This window comes from Rhodococcus sp. NJ-530, from assembly GCF_003860625.1.
Taxonomy (GTDB): domain Bacteria; phylum Actinomycetota; class Actinomycetes; order Mycobacteriales; family Mycobacteriaceae; genus Rhodococcus_F; species Rhodococcus_F qingshengii.
Genome location: NZ_CP034152.1, coordinates 875,174 through 898,331 on the forward strand (window position 1 = coordinate 875,174; position 23,158 = coordinate 898,331).

Below are 23,158 nucleotides of genomic sequence, written 5' to 3' on the forward strand. Positions count from 1 at the left end.
CGTTTGTCGATTTCGGGTCGGAGGCGACCTCGTCTGAGGGAGATCGTGCCGGCCGGCCTCGCGCCCCACTATGCAAATCCCACGGCTGCAACAGCTCTCGTCGCTGCCACTTCTGCCGGTTTGTGGACCGAGTGAAGACGTCACGGGTCTCGAGTGCTTGGCATGAAGCGAGCCTATGGCGCAAAAGTTAGTTGCATCACTGTCATGTGTTCAATTTTCTACGTAGAAATTTGGGCATATGTTGCAAACCGGAGAGGGGGCTCGTACAGTTCGACCATGGTCGGAGAACTACAGCATTTGGTGGACACTACCGGGCGCCGACTGGACCGTTCCGTTGCGATCGATGATGTACAGATTCGTCTGCTCGCGTACAACTCGCATGACAGTGCCGTCGATTCAGTCAGAATGAATTCCGTTCTACAGCGGAATGTTTCACGCGAGATCGTAGACTTCATCTACGCGAGTGGAGGCCGTGAAGCCCTCGATCTCTTCACTGTTCCCGTCAACGAAGAACTAGGGCTGACCCTTGGCCGGGTCGGGATGCCGATCCGGTACCGCAATGCGCTGCTGGGCTTCGTCTGGCTGTTGACTTCGGAGGGCGAAGTTGACGAGGATCAAGCCGAGGTCTTGAGGCGCACGGCTGATGCGGCAGCGATGATCCTCCACCGCGAACAGTTGCTGGACGAGTTGTCCCGAAGTCGGGAGCGGGAACTTACTCGAGACGTCCTGTCGGGCGAGCGGTCGCTGCGCGAGGACGCGGCAAACAGGTTGGCCGAGGAGGGCTTGTTGGCTGCGGGTCCAGCAGTCGTGGTCACTGTGTTGCTCCGTCCTGGCGACCAGTCGACATTGACCGAAAGAGATCGTCTGAGTGTTGCCGTCGGCGTCGATCAGCTTCGTCGGAGGCTCCCGCGGAACAGTGCAATCCAACTCGACCGCCCCGACCACAGTCTGTTGATCGTATCGGTGGCCGAACGCTCGACTCAAACCCATCTGGACTCGCTGATCGTGGCAGCCCGGGAGCGAGTCTTGTCTGAAAGTGGGCGCCAGAACATCGAATGTTGGGTCGGTATCGGTGAACCGCGAACCTCGGTTGCGGATGTGCGCGAATCCTACGAAGAGTCCAGACGTTCCGCAGATGTGGCCCAGGTCGTCAAGGTGCTCGGAAATGTTGTGCGTTATCGGGATCTCGGCGTCTACGGACTTCTGGCCGAACTGTCGGAGGATCGACTCGAGAACAGTATTCACTCAGGTTTGCAGTCCTTGCTCAGCCATGAGGACTCGAAAAGTGAGGCTCTTCTCGCGACGCTGGAGAGCTTTTTGGACAATGCCGGTGACGTAAAGCGAACGTCAGAGGCGCTCTGTGTGCATCGAGGGAGCTTGTACTATCGCTTGCGGCGAATTCAGGAGATAACACGAGCAGACTTGGCAAACGGCGACGACCGGTTGGCCTTGCATTTGAGCCTGAAAGTCGCGCGGCTGTTGGATCTCCGATGATCCCGATCCGAGAAGAGGGGACTGCGGAAGAATCCAGCGGCTGAACGTAGTTGGCGGCTTTCGATCGTCAAGCATGATGGTTCTGGGGTGGGAAAGGAAGCGCGTCGTACATCGGCCGGGGTGGGTTGGCTTGACCTGCTGAGACGTTCATACGTTTGATCGGGCACCTTCTATCCTCCTGTCGGCAGATGCGGCGGAGTGCAACTTTTTCGGGCATTGAAAGTGCAGAATCGTCCAGATGGGTGTCGAGCTGCGTGAAGAACGCGCGTTTTTGCAAACCGAAATGACGACGAATTTGGTCTGAGTTCGGTCCCCCGGTACGCAGATGTTCGCGCGCGAACTGGACTATTTGTTGCCGACTGCAAATTGGGGATTTCGCATCCATTCCCGTTGGCTCCCTTTATCGTTGGATTGGATCAGATACCTGAGTCGGTGCGATTCGTATGCACCCCTTCACCGCAGGTCTGGTCTGATCTTTCCGAAGTCGGAGTCGCGGAGATACATGCAGTTGTTCGAGATCGTTCCCCCGAAATTGAACAAACGCGCCAGACTGGATTGTGGCCATCGAGGCTGTACGTCTATCCATTTGCTGGTTGCTGAGCCGGCTGGTCAGTACGACACTGAACCGGTGATGTTGCCGGCCTATCGCCAAACGGTGAAGTGGTTTTGCCAGGAGAACGACACGTTTTTGCCGGCATTCGAGACGACGACTCCGCGCGGATCGACCTCTGGCGGAAGGGGGACCGACCACATCATCTTTCCGTCGCGAGCCCTGATCGAATGCATGCCGGTGTAGTCGCTGAAGACGAAGTGATCGCCATCAGTCGCACCGCTTCGAACCCAGTACGCGTCTTGCCAGGGCGTTTGCCACAGTTGTCGGCCACTCTCGACGTCGAGACCCGAGATTGTGCGAGTCTCGGGAGACGTGACCAGGATTGTTTTTCCTACCACCGCGGCGATGGCGCTTCCCGTCCCGGCCATCGCGGTGTTGACGATTTGTGAACTGCGCCAAAGTTCGTCACCCGACTCCGGATCGTAGGCGCCGTCGCCGAGAAACATCGGCACCGCCGTCGAAGGCTTACTTGGGTAGGACGACGATGAGTACGAGGGAATCGGTATCGCACGAATCGTGGATCCGTCGGAAGCCAAGAGGTTTTGGGTTCCGGCATATCCCGACCGGCCGCCGACACTGGTGAGGAACAATCCGTTCCCGGTAGGGACAAGCGAATCGCCCTCGAATCGGAATCGTTCGGCGCCGGACTGCAGATCGTAGATTCGATAGCGGTACTGCGGGTCCCCGCCGTCGCCCTGTTCCATCGCAATGACAGTGTCGGTGTGAGGGACCGTGTAGACGGCTCCGAACTTCTCACTTGGTTCGAAGGTACGCACGAAGTTGGCAGTCAAATTGGTTGTGGTGCCGCTGGCAAGAATTCGTGTTCGAACCGTTCCGTCCATCCTTTCGCCGGACGTGTACACGGTGTCTCCGGCGATGGTGGCGCCATTGAGATCGAAGTCGGTTCCGAGGTCGGACATCAGAGTTCCGGTCGCGGTATCGACAAAGATCATCCGTCGATCGCCCCAGCACGCGATGATCGTGGATTCGTTCTGCTGACTGCACTGGCCGATGGCTCCGCCGATTCGCGTTTTCCACAGCGCACTTCCGTCGTCGGGATTCACCCCGACGAGTGTGACGGCACCGACTCCCTGACTCGACGAAGACTCGTCGGTCTTGGGAAGCGGATAAGCAGTCGCGGCCACCAGCACGTCACTGACTTGGTACGTGTTGCCGTAGCCGTAGTAGCTATCGAGCGTGGAAGGCATCGACAGCAGCACGTCCCCGGGGTTGTCCGTGAGCGCTCGGACATCGAGTTCCCAGGCTTGTTGCGGAGGATCGGAGAGGTCTACGTCGACAACGCCTTGCTCGACGATCGGACCGCCTGTCTTCTGCTTCGGCCATGCCGCATCACTGGAGTCGGAGATTACCGATACGACGATGAACGCGATCGCCACGAGCAATGCCAGTCCGAGTGCGACCAGTTTCCAATGTTCCTTCAACCGAAGCTGCATCGAAAGACCGTAACCGATCGATCAAACTGATCGGTTCGTTTCGCGGACGGCCGGCACGATGTCGATCGCGAGATCGAGCCCACGTGCTCGGTGTGACGAAGTGTGGTGGCCTCGTACGCACGAGACCACCACACCGACGGCGTCAGACGTAAGGCGAGTACGCCGGAAGATCCAACTGACCGTTGCCGGACAGCCCGATCACGATCACCTCGGGTTCGGTGACGGCACGGGCGTGAGCGATAGCGCCGGCAACCGCGTGGGTTGATTCCGGAGCCGGGATGATTCCTTCGGCGCGGGCGAAAATCAGACCTGCCTGGAGTGCGTCGTCCTGATCGACGGCAATTGCATCCATGAGTCCGAGGTTGACCGCGTGCGAGACCATCGGCGACATGCCGTGGTAGCGGAGGCCACCGGCATGGATGGCCGGCGGTACGAAATCCTTACCCAGAGTGTGCATCTTGAGCAGCGGCGTCAGGCCGGCGACATCACCGAAGTCGTAGCGGTACTCGCCCTGGGTGAGGGACGGGCATGCCGACGGCTCGCAGGCGACCAGACGAGTCTTGGTGCCTTCGCGAAGGTTTCGTCCCAGGAACGGGAAGGTGAGTCCGGCGAGGTTGGAACCGCCACCGGCGCAACCGAACACGGTGTCGGGGACGGCGTCGCCGGCTTCTTCGAGCTGGACCATTGCTTCCTGACCGATCACGGTCTGGTGCAGCATGACGTGGTTCAGCACGCTACCGAGTGAGTAGTGCGTGTTCGGATCCTGCGCAGCGACCTCGACGGCCTCACTGATGGCCATACCGAGCGAGCCGGTGGTGTCGGGATGCGACTTCAACAGTGCGCGTCCGGCTTCCGTCAGGTCCGAAGGCGACGGGTGACAGATTCCGCCGTACGCCTCCATCTGGATGCGTCGGTACGGCTTCGAATCGAAGGACGAGCGAACCTGCCATACCTCGACGTCGAGTCCGAGCAGCGCGCCCGCGAACGACAGCGACGCACCCCACTGTCCCGCACCGGTTTCGGTGGTGAGCTTGGTGGTTCCCTCGATTGCGTTGTAGTAAGCCTGCGCGACAGCAGTATTCGGCTTGTGTGAACCGACCGGGCTCACGCCTTCGTACTTGTAGTAGATGCGGGCAGGTGTGCCGAGAGCGCGCTCGAGTCGATGCGCGCGGAACAGGGGAGAGGGCCTCCACATGCCGTAGATCTCGCGAACCGTCTCCGGGATCTCGATGTAGCGCTCGGTTGCGACTTCCTGCGCGATGAGGTTCATCGGGAACAGCGGCGCCAAGTCCTCGGGGCCGAGCGGCTCACGAGTGCCCGGATGCAGGTGCGGGGGAACAGGCTCGGGGAGGTCAGCCGCCAGGTTGTACCAGTGCGTCGGCACTTTCGACGGGATGGAGACGCCCAAAGGCTCGAGCGAACGGTTGAGTGGGGTGGTGGTCAACTAACTCTCCTTCGTGGATTCGGTACCTGATCTTGGCGGTCGTAGCGACGACGCGTACGGCATTTGCCGGATCGGGGATCCTGAGAGGAGCCTGCTGGACCACCCGATATCGGTCCGGGCAGCACGCAGTTGCGGCTGACCGTCAGCGGTCGGGCCACCAGAGGTGCGCAGTGAGCAGGGTCACGAGCCGATCGTACATCGGCACTCGCACCCTGCTCACGTCGGGCGCAGCTACATTCTCGCCATCCTTCGTCGGCTCAGCGGAAAATCATGCACGTCGTAGTTCCGTGCGCCACCAACTTGCCGTTCTTGTCCAAGACCTTGCCCTCTGCCGTCGCGGTACGCCCGCCCACGTGAATGACGCTGCCGTGGGCTGTCAGTTCGTCACCGTCGAGAGGCACCGTGCGGATGTAGTTGAGCTTGAGTTCGAGGGTCGTGTAGCCGACGCCGGCCGGAAGCATCGTGTGTACCGCGCAGCCCATGACCGAGTCGAGCAGCGTTGCGCAGATGCCGCCGTGCACAGTGCCGAGCGGGTTGCTGAAATCGGCGCGCGGGGTCAGGGCGAAGCTCACGGATCCTTCGTTGACCTCGCGCATCTCCATGCCGAGGAGGCGTCCGATGCTGGGTCGGTCGTTGACCTGCGTTCCCATCCAGCGGAGAAGTTCGAGGCCTGTCATCTGCGCCGGATCGACGGTCGCGGTTGTCTCGTCACTCATTGTTTCATCCCATCACTATGTAGGTCGTCATACATAACGTAGCGTATGAGTCGACAGGTGTACCGACGGCCGAAGGATCTGTGACATGGCAGAGCTGAGCTCACGTGATCGCATGATTCGCAGTGCGGTTGAACTGATCAGCCGCAACGGTGTCGACGCGACGTCCTTCAGCGACGTCATCAAGCACAGCGGCGCACCCCGTGGGTCGATCTACCACCACTTTCCTGGCGGTAAGACCGAGTTGATGGTCGAAGCCGTGCGCGCGGCCGGTGCGATCATCACCAGACGGATCAGCTCGGCTGCGGCTACCGGTTCCACGGCCGACGTGATCGAAGCGGTCGGAGACATCTGGCGACTCAATCTCACACGCTCGGACTTCGCGATCGGCTGCCCGGTGATTGCCGGCGGGTTGGCGCGTGCCAGTGAGCCAGAAGTCGCGGAAGTGTCGGCTGAGGTCATGCTGGGATGGCAGAAGTTGATCGAATCGCAACTCGAAACTGCGGGTTATCCTGCAGTGCAGGCAAAATCGATGGCAAACCTGACGATCACGTCGGTCGAAGGTGCAGTGGCGGTGTGCCAGACGACTCGAAGTATCGAGCCGCTCGAACAGGTCATCGCTTCACTGCAGGGGCTCTCTCGTTCTGAGGCTTGGTCCCGCTGAGCCTTCGGGGGTTGACTTCGGTCGTCAAGTATCCGTAACTTCATGTAACGGCTAATTGGGCAGGAGTAGGCGATGACACATTGGTTCGACCTCGAACCGGTCGGTGTCGATTTCTTCGACACGGCACCGCATATCTTCACGTACTCGATCGATCTCGCCGCCGAACCTGACGCCGTCTGGGCCGGTCTGACCGCCGACGAGCCTTTGTCGTGGTGCCGACTGCTCACAAAAGTGCACTACACCTCGCCGCGCCCCTACGGCGTCGGCACGCGCCGAATCGCGGAGGTGGGCGGCGGTGCGATGCAGATGCGCGAAAAGTTCATCACCTGGGACGACGAAACGCGTCGGCACTCGTTTTACGTCGAACAGTCCAATGTTCCGCTGTTCCAATCCTTCGCGGAGGACTACCGCGTCGACGAGCTCGCAGTGGGTTCGAGACTGCAGTGGAATTTTGCATTCTCGCCGCGTCCGAAGCTGTCGCTCGCGGTGCGCGGCGGGCTACCGGTCAACTCGCTGATCTTCTCGAGCTTCGTGCGCGATACCAAGCGGCACTTCGGTTCTGCGCCACGCCATTGACTTTCTTCCCTTCATACGAGAGGCATCCATGACCACACTCGGAGAATCGTTGACTTTGCCCTGCGGGCAGATCCTGCGGAATCGGACCATGAAAGCTGCGCTCAGCGAGGCTCTGGGTGACCGCACTCATGGACCGTCCACTCGCTTGGAAACGCTGTACGGTCGTTGGGGCAGTGGCGGGTTCGGTTTGCTGATCACCGGCAATGTCATGGTCGATCGATCGCAGATCGCCGAACCGGGCAATGTCGTCGTCGACGACGATCGTGATGCCGAAGCACTGACTGCCTGGGCCAAGACCGCCAAGAACGGCGGCGCCGAGATCTGGATGCAGCTGAACCACCCAGGGCGGCAATCCAACCCGATTGCCAGCAGAGGTAGACCGGTCGCCCCGAGCGCGATCGCGCTGAAGATTCCGGGAATGGCGACGCCGCGAGAACTCTCGACCGCTGAGATCGACGAGATCATCGACAAGTTCGCGGAAACCGCTCGCGTCGCCGAGTCCTCCGGCTTCGGCGGCGTGCAGATACACGCAGCGCACGGTTATCTTGTTGCGCAGTTCCTTTCGCCCTTGTCCAATCAGCGGACGGACGAGTGGGGTGGAGATCCCGAGCGTCGACGACGCTTTCTGATCGAGATCGTTCGGCGCATACGCTCTGCCGTTGCTCCGGGATTCGCGGTCTCGGTCAAGCTCAACTCGGCTGATTTCCAACGAGGTGGATTCTCGGAAGACGAGTCGCGAGAAGTAGTGCGCGCGTTGACCGAAGAGTCGGTGGATCTCATCGAGATCAGCGGTGGCAGTTATGAATCGCCGGCCATGATGGGTAAAGCGCAGAAGCAGAGCACTCGGGATCGAGAGGCATATTTCCTCGAGTACGCCGAGACAGTCCGAGCGATTGCCGGCGACATTCCCTTGGCGGTCACCGGCGGCTTCCGCTCGCGATCGGCGATGGTCGAGGCACTGGCTTCCGGCGCGTGCGACGTGATCGGCCTCGGCCGGCCGACGATCACGATCCCCGACGCGGCAACCGTTCTCCTGGAATCGGATCGGGAACGATTGACCGTGCCGACTGTTGAGTTCGGAGCGCGGAAGTTGTTGGGGAAGGTTGCCGACATCTCGATGCTCGACGGTGCACTCGACCTGCAGTGGCATACCGATCAGCTGCACCGGATGGGCGACGGAAGCGAGCCGGATCCGGCTCGGCCGTGGTGGAAGACCCTCGGAACGATGGTGAGGCGAAACGGATTCGATGCGCTTCGCCCCACCAAACGAGCGGCTTGATCAGTTCGGTGCACCGATGTTGAGTTCATCGGGATGCGCGCCGACGCGGGTGCCGTCGTCGAGAGTGTCGATTTCGCTCAGGTCGAGATCGGTGAGTTCGAAGTCGAATACGTCGATGTTCTGAGCGATTCGAGCATCGTGTACGGATTTCGGGATGACGATCAGGCCGTTCTGAAGGTGCCAACGGATCAGGACCTGCGCGGCAGTCTTGCTGTGGCGGTCACCGATTCGTGTGATGATCGGGTCGGTGAGCAGGGTGTTGGGCTTGGACGCCTTACCCCAACCTGCGTTACTGGTACCGCCGAGTGGGCTCCACGATTCGACCTTGATCCCGTGCTCGGCGGCCTTGTCGCGAATGGCGTGCTGCGTGAGGTGCGGGTGCAGTTCCACCTGATCGACTGCGGGCAACAATCCACCGCGTTCGACGAGAAGCTGCAGATGATGCGGCTCGAAGTTGCACACCCCGATTGCCTTGGCGCGGCCCGATTCCGCGATCTTTTCTAGTGCGTCCCACGTGCGGAGGAGTCGGTCGTTGTCCTGCAGAGGCCAGTGGATGAGGTAGAGATCGACGTAGTCGACGCCGAGCTTGTCGATGCTGGTGTCGAAAGCCTTCAACGCCGGCTCGTAGCCCTGATCTGCATTCCAGAGCTTCGTGGTGAGGAAGATGTCCTCTCGCGCGACGGACGAGTTGGCGATACCTCGTCCGACGCCCTCTTCGTTTCCGTAGGCGGCAGCGGTGTCGATGTGCCGGTAGCCAGCCTCGTCGAGTGCGAACCGTACTGCATGCTCGGTTTCGTCGTTGGTGGCCTGCCAGACTCCGAGGCCGAGTTGCGGGATCGCGGTTCCGGAATTCAGCGTGATGTCAGGAATGCTCATGGATCAAGGCTAGCGATCTCGAGCTGTCCTTGCCTGGGTCAGAGCTGCCTGGGTCAGAGAGTGGTAGCCGAGTACCCATGCGCCGCTGCAACACTGTCGGACAGGAGCAGGCCGTCGTGTGTGCTCAGACCTGACCCCAGGCCGGGAACTGTCGCGACCGCGTCCTTCCACCCCTTGTCTGCCAAGGCGACGACGTACGGAAGCGTCGCGTTGGTGAGTGCGTAGGTGGACGTACGGGGGACGGCTCCGGGCATGTTCGCAACGCAGTAGAAGACCGAACCGTGTACCTGGTACGTCGGATCGGCGTGCGTGGTCGCGTGTGAATCCTCGAAGCAGCCTCCCTGGTCGATGGCGATGTCGACCAGGACAGAACCCGGCTTCATACGCGCCACCAGGCTGTTGGAGACGAGAGTCGGCGCCTTCGCCCCGGGGACCAGCACTGCGCCGATGACCAGGTCGGCGTCGAGGACTGCCTGTTCGAGTTCGAGGCTGTTGGACGTGATGGTCTTGACCTGGCCGTGGTACAGCTCGTCGATTTCCCGCAGGCGCGCGATCGACAGGTCGAGAACGGTGACGTCGGCCTGCATGCCGTAGGCCACGGCGATGGCGTTCTTGCCGGAGACTCCCGCACCGATCACCACGACCTTGGCGGGGCGCACTCCGGGTACGCCGCCCATCAGCACTCCGCGTCCGCCGCCGTGACGCATCAAGTGATAGGCGCCCGCCTGCGGTGCCAGGCGTCCGGCTACTTCACTCATCGGGGCGAGGAGGGGCAGTGAACCGTCGGAACCGACAACTGTTTCGTAGGCGATGGAGGTGGTCTTCGACGTCAGGAGCGCGTCGGTGCATTCCTTCGACGCCGCCAGGTGCAGGTAGGTGAAGAGAACCTGATCCTTACGGAGTCGCGAATACTCTTCTGCAATAGGTTCTTTGACCTTCAGGAGTAGATCTGCGTCCGTCCAGACCTGATCGGCAGATCCGAGGATCTGCGCGCCCGCGGCCTTGAAATCCTCGTCACTGAACGAGGAGCCGACGCCTGCACCCGTTTCGATGACGACTTCGTGTCCTCGGCCGACCAGTTCGTGGACGCCTGCTGGGCTGATGGCCACGCGGTACTCGTGGTTTTTGATCTCGCGGGGGATTCCGACCTTCATGACACGGCTCCGAACTGAGTCTGTTGTTTCTTCGAATGGCAGGTGCCAAGCATGAAGTTTCGTCGCCAGATAGTGAAGAGAAGTGAAGATAATTCTCTAGGCTGTATTCATGGTGCGCGAAAGTTCAAAAATCGGTATTCAGACGGCCGCCTCGCCGAAGCATGTTCGGGCAGCAATGAAGTTGGACGAGATCGACCGGGTTCTGCTCGAAGAGCTGGCGAAAGACGCGAGGATTCCGAACAATGCGCTGGCTGCGATCGCGGGAATTGCGCCGTCGACATGCCTCGGCCGTGTGCGCGCCTTGGTGGACAACGGCGTGATCAGGGGATTTCACGCGGACATCGACCCCGCCGCTCTCGGAATGGATCTGCAGGCGATGATCGCAGTTCGACTGCAGGCCAACGCACGGTCGCACCTCAACCGGCTCGGCGACGATTTCGCCAAGCTGGACTCCGTGCTCAACGTGTACTTCGTTGCCGGTGTCGACGACTACATGCTGCACGTCGCAACGACGGATTCGGCGCAGTTGCGTGACTTCGTCGTCAACAATCTCTCGGCACATCCAGCGGTTGCTGCGACCGAGACGATTCTGATCTTCGAACACGTCAGGCCTCGAGGCGGTACTGCCTGATTAGTTCTCACCTGATGGCGGGTCGACGCCCGGACCAGGCGTTCTCGAGGAGTTCGCTCAGGCCCGGCGGGGTGATCTCACGCGGATTCGGATACGCGGCGGAGGTGGCGAGTTCGACTGCATTTTCGATTTGATCGTGACTCATTCCCAGTTCTCGCAGAGTGGTCGGTCCGCCGCACGCGGTGACGAGGTCGAAAACGCCGGTAGCGGCATCGGATGCGCCCAGAGCAGTCGCTATTCGCGACATCACATCCGGGACAGCAGGCGCGTTGAATGCCATCGCGTGGGGGAGGACAACGGTGTGGGTGGGAGCATGCGGCAAACCGAAGCTGCCACCGAGGGTGTGGCACAACTTGTGATGAAGCCCCATACCGACCGTGCCCAAGCAGGTTCCGGCTAACCAGGCTGCTTGCAGTAGTTCGGCCCTACCTTCCAGATTTTTCGGATCATCGACAATGCTCGGCAGCGCACGGGCGATCCCGGAGATCGCCTCGATCGCCATCAAGTCCGTGATCGGGTTGGACTCGGTGGAGTACAACGCTTCAACCGCATGCGCCATCGCGTTGACGGCACTGGTGACGGTGGTATCCAGCGGCAGATCGAGAGTGAGGTCGACGTCGTAGATGACGGTTTCCGGTCTGATGTGGGGAGAGGAGCGAGTTGTCTTGCGTCCGTTCTCTGTTTCACCCAACACCGGAGTGACTTCTGATCCCGCGTACGTTGTCGGAACGACGATCTGATCGAACCCCGCTCGTAGTGCCAATGCCTTGGACAACCCGGTTGCCGAACCGCCGCCGATCGCCACGACCGTGTCGACGTGATGGTTCTCGGCAAGTCTCAGCGCGGCTGTCGTGACTTCGATCGGAGTATGCATCACAGCGCCGTCGAAGCGGGCCACCGCCATGTCGCCGAGAGATTCGGTCACGGCGGCGGCAACCGCGTCGAGTCGACGACTTGCCAGCACCATCACTCGGCTACGGCCGAGCCGCCGCACTTCTTCGGCGATCGTATCGATCATCCCTTGGCCGAAGACAATTCGAGCCGGTGAAGCGTCGTACGAGAAGGGCTTCATGTCATCCCTGCGAAACGGTGGCGTGCATTTCCCAGACGATGACCTCTGCCCCGGTATCGGAGCTGAGCTGCTGACCTCCGCCGCCGGACACGCGTACCGCGTCACCTTGTTCGAGCACTCCGACGCCTTCCATGGCGGCCTGACCGTCGGCGACAAAAACGTGCAGGAACGGTGCGTCGGGCAGGGTCACGGGCTGTCCGGGTTGCAGACGCGCAACGTGCATCGCGGCGTACTTGTTCTTGATCCGGATTGCCGAGTGATCGGCGTACGCGTCCATGCCCGACGCGACGGGAACCAGTCCACCGGCAAGCAATTCGGCGTCGATCTCCAACTGCTCGTATCCGGGCGTGATTCCGGCCTCGTCGGGGACGACCCACATCTGGATGAAGTGAACCGGGTCGCTGTGCTTGTCGGAATGCGCACCCGCCACGTCACCGAGTCGCCACGAATCGTTCTTCTCCGAATGCAGGATTCCCGTTCCAGCGCTCATCCGCTGGGCGAGACCGGGGTAGATGACGCCCGAATGCCCCATCGAATCCTGATGTACGAGAGAACCTCTCAGTACCCAGGTGACGATCTCCATGTCCTGGTGCGGGTGGGTGTCGAATCCCATTCCGGGCGTGACGATGTCGTCGTTGTTGACCAGGAGAAGACCGTGGTGAGTGTTCTTCGGGTCGTAGTGATTGCTGAACGAGAACGAGTGCTTCGAGTCCAGCCAGCCGGCATTGGACTTGAAGCGATCCCCGGATCGACGGATATCGAGGTTCGGCTGAGACAGAGTGGAGGTCATGGTGTGCCTTCCGAATGGTATGGGGGAGAGCAAGTTTTCAGAGGACGTGATTGCCGTACATCTCACCGAGTGGGTCTGCGATCAGTTCGAGTCGAGCGCCGTCGGGATCGCGGAAGTACAGCGAAACCTCACTGTGCTCGATCAGTTCGACGCCGGCCTCGGTCAGTCTGGTACGTAGCTTCGCCCACTTGGCAGGTTCGACGCTGATCGCGATGTGGTGGAGGCCGCCGAGTACTTCTTGGTACGGGCCCACGTCGAGTCCCGGGAAATCGAAGAAGGCCAGGAGGTTCCCGTTGCCGATGTCGAAGAAGAAGTGCGAAGACCCGGGATAGTCGCGGTTCTCGATCAGCTCGGTGAGAGGGAAGCCGAGGAGATCTTGATAGAACTTCACGGTTCGTTCGACGTCGCTGCTGATCAGGGCCGTATGGTGCAGGCCGCGTGCGGTCGATGCGGGTCGTTTGTCGGCGGGGAGCAGATGTCGATCCCTGATCTCGGCCCGGCGTTCCTCGAACTGCACTGCGTTGTTGTCGCTCATAGCGCCCGCCTCTCGGTTGAACCTTCTCTTCGAACAGGTAGTTGACTGATCAACTACATTGAGAATAGATCATTTGATTTCGTTGTCAACTACTTCGGATATGCTGGTGTCATGGAATCGACGCGGTGGTTGAGCGACTCGGAGCAAACGGCCTGGCGGGCTTACCTGGACTCGACCCGACTGCTCCAGCGTGTTCTCGATCAGCAGTTGGTGCGAGACTCCGACATTTCCTTCACCGATTTCGAACTGCTGGTCGCTCTCGCCGAAGCGCCCGGCCGGCAACTGCGCATGAGTGAGCTCGCCGACGCTGTGATGGCTACCCGAAGTGGTGTGACCAGGGCCGTCAATCGGCTGGTCGGTGCCGGGTGGGTGCGCCGGGTCGAGTGTGTCGACGACAAGAGGGGCGCTAATGCGGAGCTGACCGACTCGGGTGCCGAGAAATTGGCGTCGGCAAGCCCGGCGCACGTGGCCGCTGTACGGGAGAGCATGTTCGACCTGCTGAGCCCGCGAGATGTCGAGCGGCTGGGTGTGGTCTTCGGTGAGATGCGTCGGCACCTTCTCGAGGCCCAAGCAAGTGATTGACAGAGCAACGGCCCATGTCACGTAGTTGGTGAGGGCTGCGAACGGACTGCCATCATTGTCTGGTGACCCGTATTCGTATGTTCGCAACCGACCTCGACGGCACCCTGCTGCGCTCCGACCGAACGATTTCGGCGCGCACCGCGCAGGCCATGGAGAACGCGCGGCTCGCGGGGATCGAAGTTGTGTGGGCGACGGCCCGGGCCAGGCATTCGGTACACACGTTGGCGAGCTCGTGCGGATTTCGCGGTAAAGCTGTGTGTGCCAACGGAGCTGTCATTCTCGACCTGGCGGACGGGACTCCGGAGATCGTCGACACCGTTTCGATCGAAACATCTTTGGCTGCAACAGCTATGGAGCAGGTTCGTGCTCTGATTCCTGGCGTCGTGTTCGCGAACGTCGGACCCACGCAGTTCTTTGCCGAGCCGGAGTATGCCGCTCTGTGCGAGTTCGCGGACCATCACCGGCACCTGCACGAGATGGTGCTCGCCGATACGCTGCCGCTGGACGTGGAGCCGATGGTCAAGATCGTGGCCCGGCATGCCGAGGTTCCCAGCGCCGACCTGTACCGAACTGCGGTCGCTGCGGGCATCGAGGGTGTGGAGTTGACCCACTCCGGCGCCCCGTACATGGAAATGGCTGCAGCGGGCGTCTCGAAGGCCAGCGCTCTCGCGCAGTTGTGCGCGATCGACGGCATCGACGCGTCGGAAGTTGCCGCGGCCGGTGACGCCTTCAACGACGTTGCGATGCTGACCTGGGCCGGAACGGCTCTGGCGCCCGCCAACGCCAGAGCCGAGGTCATCGAGCTCGCCGACCGAATTTTGCCCACGAACGACGAGGACGGGGTGGCGAGCTACCTCGAAGAGCTGGTTGCGGGGAGCTAGTTCAGCTGCTGACGGCCTTGGGTCCGGTGCCGATACCGACTCCGCAGTCCGTCATGAATTCGGAGAAGACACGGTCGAAGCGATCCGGATAGTCAAGGTGCGGGAAATGCCCGGCGCGCTTGAATATCTCCACCCGCCCCAGCGGTAGTTCGGCGCGAGCATTCTCGGTGTGGGCGTTGGGGATGATGGTGTCTTCCTCGCCCCACACCAGTAGTGCCTGCAGGTTCTTGAAGTTGGCGAAATGCGGAGTGGCATTGACGGTTTGGCCGTTGTAGTTGATGACCGATCGCGCGGTCGCCAGAAATGCCTGACGTGTCGACGCGTCCGATACCGAAGCAAAGCTCTTACGGGCCTCACTCGCGCTGGCACCGAGCTTGAACAGGCCGATCTTGTTGAAAAGTCCGAGCGCTTTGTCCGTCACGTCGGTCAGCGTCCTGGACGCGAGAACGGGAAGTACCAGTTCGCTGCCGGGCAGAGTCGCCGCGCGCAGGAGTGGGCTCACCTCGGGGCCGAGTCCGCCGCTGGCCACCAGGCACAGCCGCTCCACCCGGTCGGGGAACAGGTACAGCGTCTGCATCGCGATCCCACCACCGAGGGAGTGACCGACGAGGGTGGCCGACGGAATATCGAGGGCTTCGAGGAGGTCGCGAACGGTGGCGGCGTGAGCACTGAGTGAATAGTCGCCGGCAGGCTTGTCCGACGCACCATGTCCGAAGAGATCAGGGGCGATCACGCGGTAATGACGCGAGAGCGTCTCGATCTGCGGCTCCCAATTGGAGTGCGCGCCCAGTAGGCCGTGAATGAGCACCACAACGGGGCCACTGCCTTGGTCGACGTACTTGAGCTGGTCGCCGTGCAATACAACCGTCTGTAGTTGGTCGGTTGCCATGATTGAACCTTTCGGAGCCGCCAGTGTCTGTGGCTGCTCGCGTGTTGTCGGACCGCACCCGCCCCGACGCGGATCCACGGGTATTTGTGACCGGGAGTAACCCCAGTTCCCTCAGTATGCCCACCGAGGGGCCCGATGTCGTCGCCATCGGGCGTGTTGTGACGAACCGTGAGCCGTCGGCTGAGGGGAGACGTACAACTCACCGCCGCGTGTCGGCGCCGCTGATCAGGCGAAATCGACCAGTTTGCCGAAAGTGAGGTTGATGTCCCACGGTGTGACGCCCCACGTCTCGATCGCTGATACCGCGAAGATTCCGGCAGCCTCGATGGTGTCCTGTGAGGCTGGTGCCGAAACGGAAACGCCGGTTTGTCCGCTCGGAACCTCCGGCCAGACGCCGGTTCCGGCGGGCGCGGGGGTGGCCTCCATGACCGCGTTGGCCAGTCCCGATTCGTCGACGGTCGTGAAGAGGCAGTTCGGCTCGTGCGGAGCATCCCACCCGCCGAGTTCCGCGAGCCAGAATTCGCCACGTCCAGCAGCGGAGATCGCGACCGACGCGAGTACCGATTCGAGATCTTCCCAAGCGTCGGACGTCGGGGCCGACGCCTCGGTGAGCTTGAACGGTGCGGCAAGTGCAGTGCTGTCAGGGGAAGCGAAGCGCGGCTGCACAGTGAGGGCCTGGGTCTGGGTATCCAGAAACGCAACCTCTCGGAACTTGTTGTCCGGCAGGGTCGTACGGGCTACGAGACCGCGTCCCAACTGTGCGCCGAGCGCCGCGGGATCGTCGACGCTCCACAAGCGGGTCTCGTCCTCGGACCACGTGCGAATCATTCCGCCGACGACGGGACTGATCAGCACGGGCTCGAGGTTCGTAGTGCCTGTTGACTCGCTCACCGCTGGCTCCCCACCGCACGTCGTACCGCCGGACCGGTTCCGGGCGACGAGATAAGTATGCCGCCTCGCTGCTGTGCGCCTTTATTAACCGCCGGCGGTTAATAAAGGCGCACAGCAAGTGGTCACATATGCGTGCCGCCGTCGATGCGGATTTCCGTTCCGGTGACAAACGAGCCGTCCTCGGAAGCGAGCATCGCGATCACGCCGGCGACCGCGGACGGGGGAGCGAAACCCTCACCGATTGCCGGGGCCAGCTTGCCGAGCAGCGTGAAGTCGATGTCGGCCGGGAAGCCGGGATCGGACGTCATGCCCGAAGCGATGCTGCCGGGTGCGACGGCCACGGCGCGAAGACCCTGCTTGCTGTACTCGAGAGCAAGTGCGTGCGTGAAGGATTGGATTCCACCCTTCGACGCCGCATATGCCGTCATGTACGGGTGGGCGAAGGTCGCCGAAGTGGAACTGAAGTTGACCACGACGCCTGCTCCGCTTTCGAGCAGTGCCGGCAGGGACTCCCTCGTCATGAGGAAAGTTCCGGTGAGGTTGACCCCGATGACGGTGTTCCAGAAATCGAGTGTCATCTCGTGGGTGTGCGCGGAGCGCAGAATGCCCGCCGCATTGACCAGCACGTCGAGCCCGCCCAGAGCCTTGATCGCAGCGCCGACCTGTTCGCGAACAGACTCTTCGCTGGAGATGTCGACCTTCACCGTGGTCAGGCGATCGGAGTGTCCTGCGTCCTTCGCGGTGTTCAGCGTCTGTTCGAGGCCGGTCTCGGAAATGTCGGCGGCGACGACGGTGCCACCTTCTGCCAGGATGCGGGCAACGGTGGCCTGGCCGATTCCGGATCCTGCGCCGCTGATGAGGACGCGCTTGTCGTCGAATCGATTCACGAGAAAACTCCGGTCTGTGGGATGGACAGCTGTCTGGTGACCGATTCTGCGCGATCCAGAGCTATTAATCTGCTGGGCATTCCACTGACTGGGCACCAGTGGTGCTTGTTCGCTCGCAATCCCGAGCGAACAAGCACCGACGTCTCCTAGAGGCCCGCTGCCTGCGCGAGGCTCGGCAGGTAGGTGCTCGGCTGACCGAAGAGCTGAGCGCTGCCGTGTGCACGCTTGAAGTACAGCTGAGCGTCGTGCTCCCAGGTGATCGCGATTCCGCCGTGCAACTGAACCGCTTCGGAGGTGATCTGCTGCAAGGCTTCCGAGCAGTAGACCTTCGCCACTGCCGCGTCGTCCGCCGACTGCGTCGCCACGGCGGCGTACGTCATCGACCGCGCCGTCTCGACCAACGTGTACATGTCGGCCATCCGATGCTTGAGGGCCTGGAAAGAACCGATCGCGCGACCGAACTGCTTGCGCGACTTGGTGTATTCCACGGTCTGTTCGACGATCGCTGTGGCCGCTCCCACCTGTTCAGCAGACAACGCGATCAGAACGACGGTTCGGATCCGATCGACCAGATCTTCGGACCACTCCAGTGGCCGACCACGAACACCGGAGAACGTGACCTCCGCCAGCGTTCGCGTCGGATCCATGGTGGGGACGCGTCGGCGGGAGACGCCTTCGGCCGCTGGATCCACTTCGTAGAACCCGTCGGCCGTGAGAACGAGCAGGGTGTCTGCGACGTGTCCGTCGAGGACGTACGACGCCGTGCCGGTCAACGCGTCTTCGGTTGCCTCGACGCCGAAGGTGCTCCAACCCGCGGCACCTGCCCAGCACAGAGCGAGCGTGCTCTCGCCGGACGCGACACCGGGCAGCAGTCGCGAGCATGCGTCGTTGTCACCGGAAAGCAGCAGTGCCTGTGCGGCAAGAATCGCCGAACCCAGCATCGGTGACGGGGTCAGCGTGCGGCCCAATTCCTCCTGGACCACGTGTACTTCGCCCAAACCTGCTCCGACGCCGTCGAACTCCTCCGGAATCGCCAACGCGGCGATGCCGATCTGCTCGCACAGCTTGCTCCACAAAGCGGCGTCGTAGCCGATCTCTGTGGTGATGGCGGCGCGGACGGCAGCGGAGTCGGAATGCTTGCTCAGGAGATCGCGTACCGATGCGCGCAGTGCTGCCTGGTCTTCGGTGTCGATGCTCATGATGCAACCAGCGCTTCGACGACGCGTGCGCGATGCTCGGACGGTGTGCCCCACGCGGTGAGCAGCGCCCGTACCTTGGTGAGCCACAAGGAGAGATCGTGTTCCATCGTGTAGCCGATGGCGCCGTGAACCTGGAGTCCGACGCGAGCGGCCTTGTACGCAGCATCCCCGCACGCGACCTTGGCCGCAGAGATGTCACGTGAGGCGTCGGCCGACTGATCGCGAACCGACAGGGCGGCGCCGTGCAGCAGCGGGCGAGCCATCTCGAGGGAGACGGCAACCTCGGCCAGGTGGTGCTTCATGGCCTGGAACTGTCCGATGACCTTGCCGAACTGCTTGCGCTGCTTTGCGTATTCGGTGGTGACCTCGAGCAGTGTCTGGCCCAGGCCCTGCAACTGCGCGGCAGTGGCAAGAGCGCCCATGTCGAAGGCGGCCGAGAAGTCGGCGGAGCCCAGCGATTCGCCGGCGGAAACCTCGTAGAGCTTGCGGGAGAGATCCACCGATGCCTTGGCTTCGCCAGGGACACCGAGTGATACGGCACCGTCCTGCGCGAGCAGAACCAGATCCACCGCATCGGCGTCGAGCGCGAACGGTGTGCGCGGGGGAGCTGCGACAGTTGCCAGCGAACCCTCGGCGAGAGCAGAGAGACGTTCCGGTGCAACGGAGGCCAGGAGCGTCGGCGCCACGGCGATGGTCTCGACGACCGGTCCGGGTACTGCGTGCCGACCGAGCTGTTCGAGCGCAACGACCAGGTCGACGGCGTCGGCGCCGAGTCCGTCGTGCTCTTCGGAGATGACGAGACCGTTGACGCCGGTCTCGGCGAGGCGCTGCCAGAGCTTCTTGCCCGGCTCGGTGTCACCGTCGTTCCACGAACGGATGACGGCGGGCATGTCGGACTTGGTCAGCAGTGCATCGATGCTTGCAGCGAAGTCCTGGTGGGAGGAGTCGAGCGCGAATCTCATCGGTCCGCCTTCGGTAGGCCGAGCAGACGCTCAGCGATGACGTTTTTCTGAATCTCGTTGGTGCCTGCGTAGATCGGGCCGGACAGGGAGAACAGGTATCCGTCCATCCAGTTGTCGGCCAACTCGGCTTCAGGGCCCTGAAGTTCGAGAGCAGTCTCGTGGGTGGCGATATCCCACTCGGACCAGAAGACCTTGTTGATCGAGGACTCGGCGCCGAGCTGTCCACCGTCGGCCAGACGGGTGACGGTGCCGAATGTGTTGAGTTGGTAAGCGCGAGCGCCGATCCAGGCGTCGGCGACCTGGTTGCGCAGAGCGCTGTCGTCGGTGCGTCCGCTGGACTTGTACAGCTCGAGCAGGCGGTCGACGGTGGCGAGAAAGCGGCCGGGGCTGCGCAGCGAGAGACCACGCTCGTTGCTCGCGGTGCTCATCGCGACCCGCCAACCTTCGTTGACGTTTCCGATCACACCCGACTCACCTGGGTTGGCCGGGTCGTCCGGAACGAAGACGTCTTCGAGGAAGATCTCGGCGAAGCCGGGCTCACCGTCGAGCTGATCGATCGGGCGAACGGTGACACCCTTCGACCGGAGGTCGAACATGAAATACGTGATGCCCTTGTGGCGCTGCGCATCCGGATCGGAGCGGAACAAGCCGAAGCCCCAGTCGGCGTAACTCGCGCGTGAGCTCCACGTCTTCTGACCGTTGAGCAGCCAGCCGCCGTCGACCTTCTTCGCACTCGAACGCAGGCTTGCGAGGTCGGAACCGGACTCGGGCTCGGACCAGGCCTGGGCCCAGATGTCGTCGGCACGAGCCATGCGCGGCATGATGCGAGCCAACTGCTCGGCATTTGCATGCTCGAACAGTGTGGGAGCCAACAAGAAGATGCCGTTCTGGCTTACGCGGCCGGGCGCGCCCGAGCGGTAGTACTCCTCCTCGAAGATGACCCATTCGAGCAGGGACGCATCGCGTCCGCCGAGTTCCTTGGGCCAGGAGACGACGGCGTAGCCGGCATCGGCGAGCGTGTGCTCCCACTGACGGTGCTCTTCGAAGCCTTCGGCGGTATCCATCGACTTCAGGGGAGTCGCGGGCACATTCGCTTCCAGGAACGAGCGAACCTCGTCACGGAATGCGGTTGTGGCGTCGTCGAATACGAGATCCACTAGTTTGTTCCTTCCTGCGGTGCGCGAGCACTGGCAGCCATAGCTTTGGCGTCGAGACCACCAAGCGAGTCTTTGCCGACTTCGGCGTTGTGAGCGTGAGCGAAGTGATGCAGACCGAAGACGGAGTCGATGCCGTTGCGCATCCCCATCTGATCCTCGCACTGATTGACGGCCTTCTTGGTCAAAGCCAGTCCGAAGCGCGGCATCTCGGCGATACGTCCGGCGAGCTCGAACGTCTCCTTCTCGAGATGCTTGCGGGCGACGACGCGGTTCACCATGCCGATTTCGTATGCACGTTGCGCGGTGAACCGATCGCCGGTGAAGAGCATTTCCTTGGCGAATCGTGAACCGACCATCCACGGGTGCGCGAAGTATTCGACGCCGGGGATGCCCATGCGGACAACGGGATCGGAGAAGAAGGCGTCGTCGGCCGCGACGATCATGTCGCAGACCCAGGCGAGCATGAGCCCGCCGGCAATGCAGGCGCCTTGCACCATCGCGATGGTGGGCTTGGGGATCTCCCGCCAACGGCGGCACATGCCCAGGTAGACCTCCATCTCGCGGGCGAAACGCTGGTCACCGCCTGGCTTGTCGACGTGATCCCACCACATGGTGGCCTTGTTCTCGTACTCGACGTGATGGTCGCGTCCCGGAGTTCCCAGGTCGTGACCGGCACTGAAGTGAGGTCCGTTGCCTGCCAGGACGATCACCTTCACGTCGTCGTCTTCGACGGCGCGCTGGAATGCCGCGTCGAGGGCGTACGTGACCACCGAGTTCTGGGCGTTGCGGTAGTCGGGTCGATTCAAGGTCACGACGGCGACCGAGTCACGAACCTCGTAGGTCACGACGTCGGCTTCGAAGGGAACGGTCATGATTGTTCCTCGCGCAGAACCGTTTTGAGGACCTTGCCCGAAGGGTTACGGGGCAGATGATCTACGAAGCGCACCTCGCGGGGCACCTTGAAGCCTGCGATCTTCTCCTTGAGGAAGGCGATCACCGACTCTTCGGTGAGGCCGGCACCGTCGAGTTGGGCGATGTAGACGCGGCCCACCTCTCCCATCCGGTGATCGGGGATGCCGATGGCAGCAGACTCGTGGACGCCGGGCAGGCGAGCCAACATGCCCTCGATCTCGGCGGGGTAGACGTTGAATCCGCCGCTGACGTACATGTCTTTCAGACGGTCGGTGATGTCGAGATAGCCACGCTCGTCGAGGGTTCCGACGTCTCCGGTGTGCAGCCAGCCGTCGGCGTCGATTGCCTTGGCGGTGGATTCGGGGTCGTCGAGGTATCCGAGCATGACGTTCGGTCCACGAAGCAGGATCTCACCCTGGTCGCCGATCTTGACCTCGAAATCGGCTGTCGCGCGGCCGGAACTGGTGGAGACGGTGACCGGGTCGTCGTCGGTGCGGCACATGGTCGCGACCACTGCCTCGGTCAAACCGTATGCCGTGAGGACGGCGTCGAAAAGCTCTGCTTGCATGCGCTCGACGAGAGCAACCGGCACGGGTGCTGCGCCCGTGATCGCGATGCGGAGCGAGGACAGGTCGTATTCGCTGCGGCGGGGATGATCGAGGATGGTCTGGTAGATCGTCGGGGCGCCAGGCAGGATGCTGATCTTCTCGCTGCTGACCAATGCGAGGGTGTCGTCGATGTTGAAGACGGACACCGGCACGATCGTCGCACCGTTCAACAGGCAGACCAGGATTCCGGCCTTGTACCCGAAGGTGTGGAAGAACGGGCTGATGATGAGGAAGTTGTCGTCGGCGGTGACCTCGGCGCATTCACCCCACGACTTGGCGACGGCGATGGACTGACGATGCGCGGTGATCGCACCCTTGCTGCGCCCCGTGGTGCCGGAGGTGAAGAGGATGTCGCTGACGTCGTCTGGCTGCACCTTCGCAGCACGCGCGTCGGCTTCGGTGCGGGCGGCGTCGGTGGCGAGCGCGAGGAAGTCCTCGAACTCGATGACGCCGTCACGGTCGTCGTCCCCGTCGATCGGTACCTGGATGACGGTGGGGATCCTCAGGTCCGGATTGGCGTCGAGCAACTGCTGGTACCGGTCGGCCTTGAGGAACGTGCCGACGACCACCAGGGCAGCTGCGTCGACGCGCTCGATGATGTCGAGTGCTTCGGTGCCGGTGTAGCGCGTGTTGATCGGGATGATGGCTGCGCCGGCGTACTGAGCGCCGAGCAGGGCGATCACCCAGTGGTACGTGTTGGGCGCCCAGATGACGACGCGGTCGCCTGCCTTCACCCCACGGTTGATCAGTGCGCCGGCGAAATCGCGGACGCGCTGATGTAGCTGTGCGAAGGTCAGTCGGGTGTCGCCATCGGCGATAGCCGCGCGCTCACCGAACTCCTCGGCGGCCCGGATGAGGGCTGATGGGATGGTTCTCGGTTGTTCGGTCACTGGAC

23 protein-coding genes are annotated in these 23,158 nt (G+C 62.2%); 7 read left to right on the forward strand and 16 right to left on the reverse strand.

Features of this window, described 5'->3' with window-relative positions; all coding sequences use genetic code 11:
- Positions 1 to 276 precede the first annotated feature (276 nt).
- Positions 277 to 1,494, forward strand: coding sequence for a helix-turn-helix domain-containing protein (locus EHW12_RS04070; protein WP_041814672.1), 1,218 nt, complete (start codon positions 277 to 279; stop codon positions 1,492 to 1,494).
- A gap of 642 nt (positions 1,495 to 2,136) precedes the next feature.
- Here the strand turns inward: EHW12_RS04070 and EHW12_RS04075 are convergent.
- The 3 genes from EHW12_RS04075 to EHW12_RS04085 form a co-directional block, all read right to left on the reverse strand.
- A complete protein-coding gene (locus EHW12_RS04075) occupies positions 2,137 to 3,561 on the reverse strand; it encodes a PQQ-binding-like beta-propeller repeat protein (RefSeq protein WP_125050312.1) in 1,425 nt (474 codons plus the stop codon).
- A 142-nt stretch (positions 3,562 to 3,703) separates the two neighbouring features.
- Complete coding sequence (locus tag EHW12_RS04080; RefSeq protein WP_003945451.1) at positions 3,704 to 5,005, reverse strand: TrpB-like pyridoxal phosphate-dependent enzyme; 1,302 nt, start codon at positions 5,003 to 5,005, stop codon at positions 3,704 to 3,706.
- Between the two features lie 257 nt (positions 5,006 to 5,262).
- A complete protein-coding gene (locus tag EHW12_RS04085; RefSeq protein WP_003945940.1) occupies positions 5,263 to 5,721 on the reverse strand; it encodes a PaaI family thioesterase in 459 nt (152 codons plus the stop codon).
- An 85-nt stretch (positions 5,722 to 5,806) separates the two neighbouring features.
- Here EHW12_RS04085 and EHW12_RS04090 point away from each other — a divergent pair, with 85 nt between their 5' ends.
- The 3 genes from EHW12_RS04090 to EHW12_RS04100 all read left to right on the forward strand — a co-directional run bounded on the left by EHW12_RS04090 (position 5,807) and on the right by EHW12_RS04100 (position 8,237).
- Positions 5,807 to 6,382, forward strand: a complete 576-nt coding sequence (locus EHW12_RS04090; protein WP_007734151.1) for a TetR/AcrR family transcriptional regulator — start codon at positions 5,807 to 5,809, stop codon at positions 6,380 to 6,382.
- A gap of 72 nt (positions 6,383 to 6,454) precedes the next feature.
- Positions 6,455 to 6,958, forward strand: a complete 504-nt coding sequence (locus EHW12_RS04095) for an SRPBCC family protein (protein WP_019746932.1) — start codon at positions 6,455 to 6,457, stop codon at positions 6,956 to 6,958.
- 28 nt (positions 6,959 to 6,986) lie between these two features.
- A complete protein-coding gene (locus EHW12_RS04100; protein WP_007734160.1) occupies positions 6,987 to 8,237 on the forward strand; it encodes an NADH:flavin oxidoreductase/NADH oxidase family protein in 1,251 nt (416 codons plus the stop codon).
- Here EHW12_RS04100 and EHW12_RS04105 read toward each other — a convergent pair whose 3' ends face one another.
- Together EHW12_RS04105 and ald are read right to left on the reverse strand one after the other, a co-directional pair.
- The gene (locus EHW12_RS04105) at positions 8,238 to 9,113 is read right to left on the reverse strand and encodes an aldo/keto reductase (protein WP_064112448.1); all 876 of its coding nucleotides are present in this window, start codon (positions 9,111 to 9,113) and stop codon (positions 8,238 to 8,240) included.
- A 53-nt stretch (positions 9,114 to 9,166) separates the two neighbouring features.
- Positions 9,167 to 10,267, reverse strand: coding sequence for an alanine dehydrogenase (ald, locus tag EHW12_RS04110; RefSeq protein WP_003945541.1), 1,101 nt, complete (start codon positions 10,265 to 10,267; stop codon positions 9,167 to 9,169).
- A 109-nt stretch (positions 10,268 to 10,376) separates the two neighbouring features.
- Here ald and EHW12_RS04115 point away from each other — a divergent pair, with 109 nt between their 5' ends.
- Entirely contained in the window at positions 10,377 to 10,898 is a 522-nt protein-coding gene (locus EHW12_RS04115) for an Lrp/AsnC family transcriptional regulator (RefSeq protein WP_003945867.1), read from the forward strand.
- Between the two features lie 7 nt (positions 10,899 to 10,905).
- Here the strand turns inward: EHW12_RS04115 and EHW12_RS04120 are convergent, their stop codons facing one another.
- The 3 genes from EHW12_RS04120 to EHW12_RS04130 are packed head-to-tail and all read right to left on the reverse strand — an operon-like array spanning position 10,906 to position 13,295.
- Positions 10,906 to 11,970, reverse strand: a complete 1,065-nt coding sequence (locus EHW12_RS04120; RefSeq protein WP_064075162.1) for a maleylacetate reductase — start codon at positions 11,968 to 11,970, stop codon at positions 10,906 to 10,908.
- Position 11,971: 1 nt separating this feature from the next.
- Complete coding sequence (locus EHW12_RS04125; protein WP_020906267.1) at positions 11,972 to 12,760, reverse strand: pirin-like bicupin family protein; 789 nt, start codon at positions 12,758 to 12,760, stop codon at positions 11,972 to 11,974.
- A gap of 37 nt (positions 12,761 to 12,797) precedes the next feature.
- Positions 12,798 to 13,295 carry a VOC family protein gene (locus EHW12_RS04130; RefSeq protein ID WP_007734170.1) on the reverse strand — a complete coding sequence of 166 codons (498 nt, stop codon included), beginning with the start codon at positions 13,293 to 13,295 and terminating at the stop codon, positions 12,798 to 12,800.
- A gap of 111 nt (positions 13,296 to 13,406) precedes the next feature.
- Here EHW12_RS04130 and EHW12_RS04135 point away from each other — a divergent pair, with 111 nt between their 5' ends.
- Together EHW12_RS04135 and EHW12_RS04140 are read left to right on the forward strand one after the other, a co-directional pair.
- Positions 13,407 to 13,877: a MarR family transcriptional regulator gene (locus EHW12_RS04135; RefSeq protein ID WP_125050313.1), complete on the forward strand. Its 471-nt coding sequence runs from the start codon at positions 13,407 to 13,409 to the stop codon at positions 13,875 to 13,877.
- Between the two features lie 62 nt (positions 13,878 to 13,939).
- A complete protein-coding gene (locus EHW12_RS04140) occupies positions 13,940 to 14,758 on the forward strand; it encodes a Cof-type HAD-IIB family hydrolase (protein ID WP_003945542.1) in 819 nt (272 codons plus the stop codon).
- Between the two features lies 1 nt (position 14,759).
- Here the strand turns inward: EHW12_RS04140 and EHW12_RS04145 are convergent, their stop codons facing one another.
- The 8 genes from EHW12_RS04145 to EHW12_RS04180 all read right to left on the reverse strand — a co-directional run bounded on the left by EHW12_RS04145 (position 14,760) and on the right by EHW12_RS04180 (position 23,153).
- Positions 14,760 to 15,647, reverse strand: a complete 888-nt coding sequence (locus EHW12_RS04145; protein WP_003945464.1) for an alpha/beta fold hydrolase — start codon at positions 15,645 to 15,647, stop codon at positions 14,760 to 14,762.
- A gap of 225 nt (positions 15,648 to 15,872) precedes the next feature.
- Positions 15,873 to 16,538 carry a hypothetical protein gene (locus EHW12_RS04150; protein ID WP_054188066.1) on the reverse strand — a complete coding sequence of 222 codons (666 nt, stop codon included), beginning with the start codon at positions 16,536 to 16,538 and terminating at the stop codon, positions 15,873 to 15,875.
- A gap of 122 nt (positions 16,539 to 16,660) precedes the next feature.
- Positions 16,661 to 17,425, reverse strand: coding sequence for an SDR family NAD(P)-dependent oxidoreductase (locus EHW12_RS04155; RefSeq protein WP_042449451.1), 765 nt, complete (start codon positions 17,423 to 17,425; stop codon positions 16,661 to 16,663).
- 146 nt (positions 17,426 to 17,571) lie between these two features.
- Positions 17,572 to 18,624 (reverse strand): acyl-CoA dehydrogenase family protein, encoded by a 1,053-nt coding sequence (locus EHW12_RS04160; RefSeq protein WP_125050314.1) that lies wholly within the window; start codon positions 18,622 to 18,624, stop codon positions 17,572 to 17,574.
- Entirely contained in the window at positions 18,621 to 19,586 is a 966-nt protein-coding gene (locus EHW12_RS04165) for an acyl-CoA dehydrogenase family protein (protein WP_007734178.1), read from the reverse strand. Before EHW12_RS04165 ends, EHW12_RS04160 begins: the two co-directional genes overlap by 4 nt.
- Complete coding sequence (locus tag EHW12_RS04170; protein ID WP_007734181.1) at positions 19,583 to 20,743, reverse strand: acyl-CoA dehydrogenase family protein; 1,161 nt, start codon at positions 20,741 to 20,743, stop codon at positions 19,583 to 19,585. The genes EHW12_RS04165 and EHW12_RS04170 overlap by 4 nt, the downstream gene beginning before the upstream one ends.
- On the reverse strand, positions 20,743 to 21,615 hold the full coding sequence (locus EHW12_RS04175; protein ID WP_054188068.1) for an enoyl-CoA hydratase: 873 nt from the start codon (positions 21,613 to 21,615) through the stop codon (positions 20,743 to 20,745). The genes EHW12_RS04170 and EHW12_RS04175 overlap by 1 nt, the downstream gene beginning before the upstream one ends.
- Positions 21,612 to 23,153 carry a FadD3 family acyl-CoA ligase gene (locus EHW12_RS04180; protein ID WP_007734186.1) on the reverse strand — a complete coding sequence of 514 codons (1,542 nt, stop codon included), beginning with the start codon at positions 23,151 to 23,153 and terminating at the stop codon, positions 21,612 to 21,614. The genes EHW12_RS04175 and EHW12_RS04180 overlap by 4 nt, the downstream gene beginning before the upstream one ends.
- Between the last annotated feature and the right edge of the window lie 5 nt (positions 23,154 to 23,158).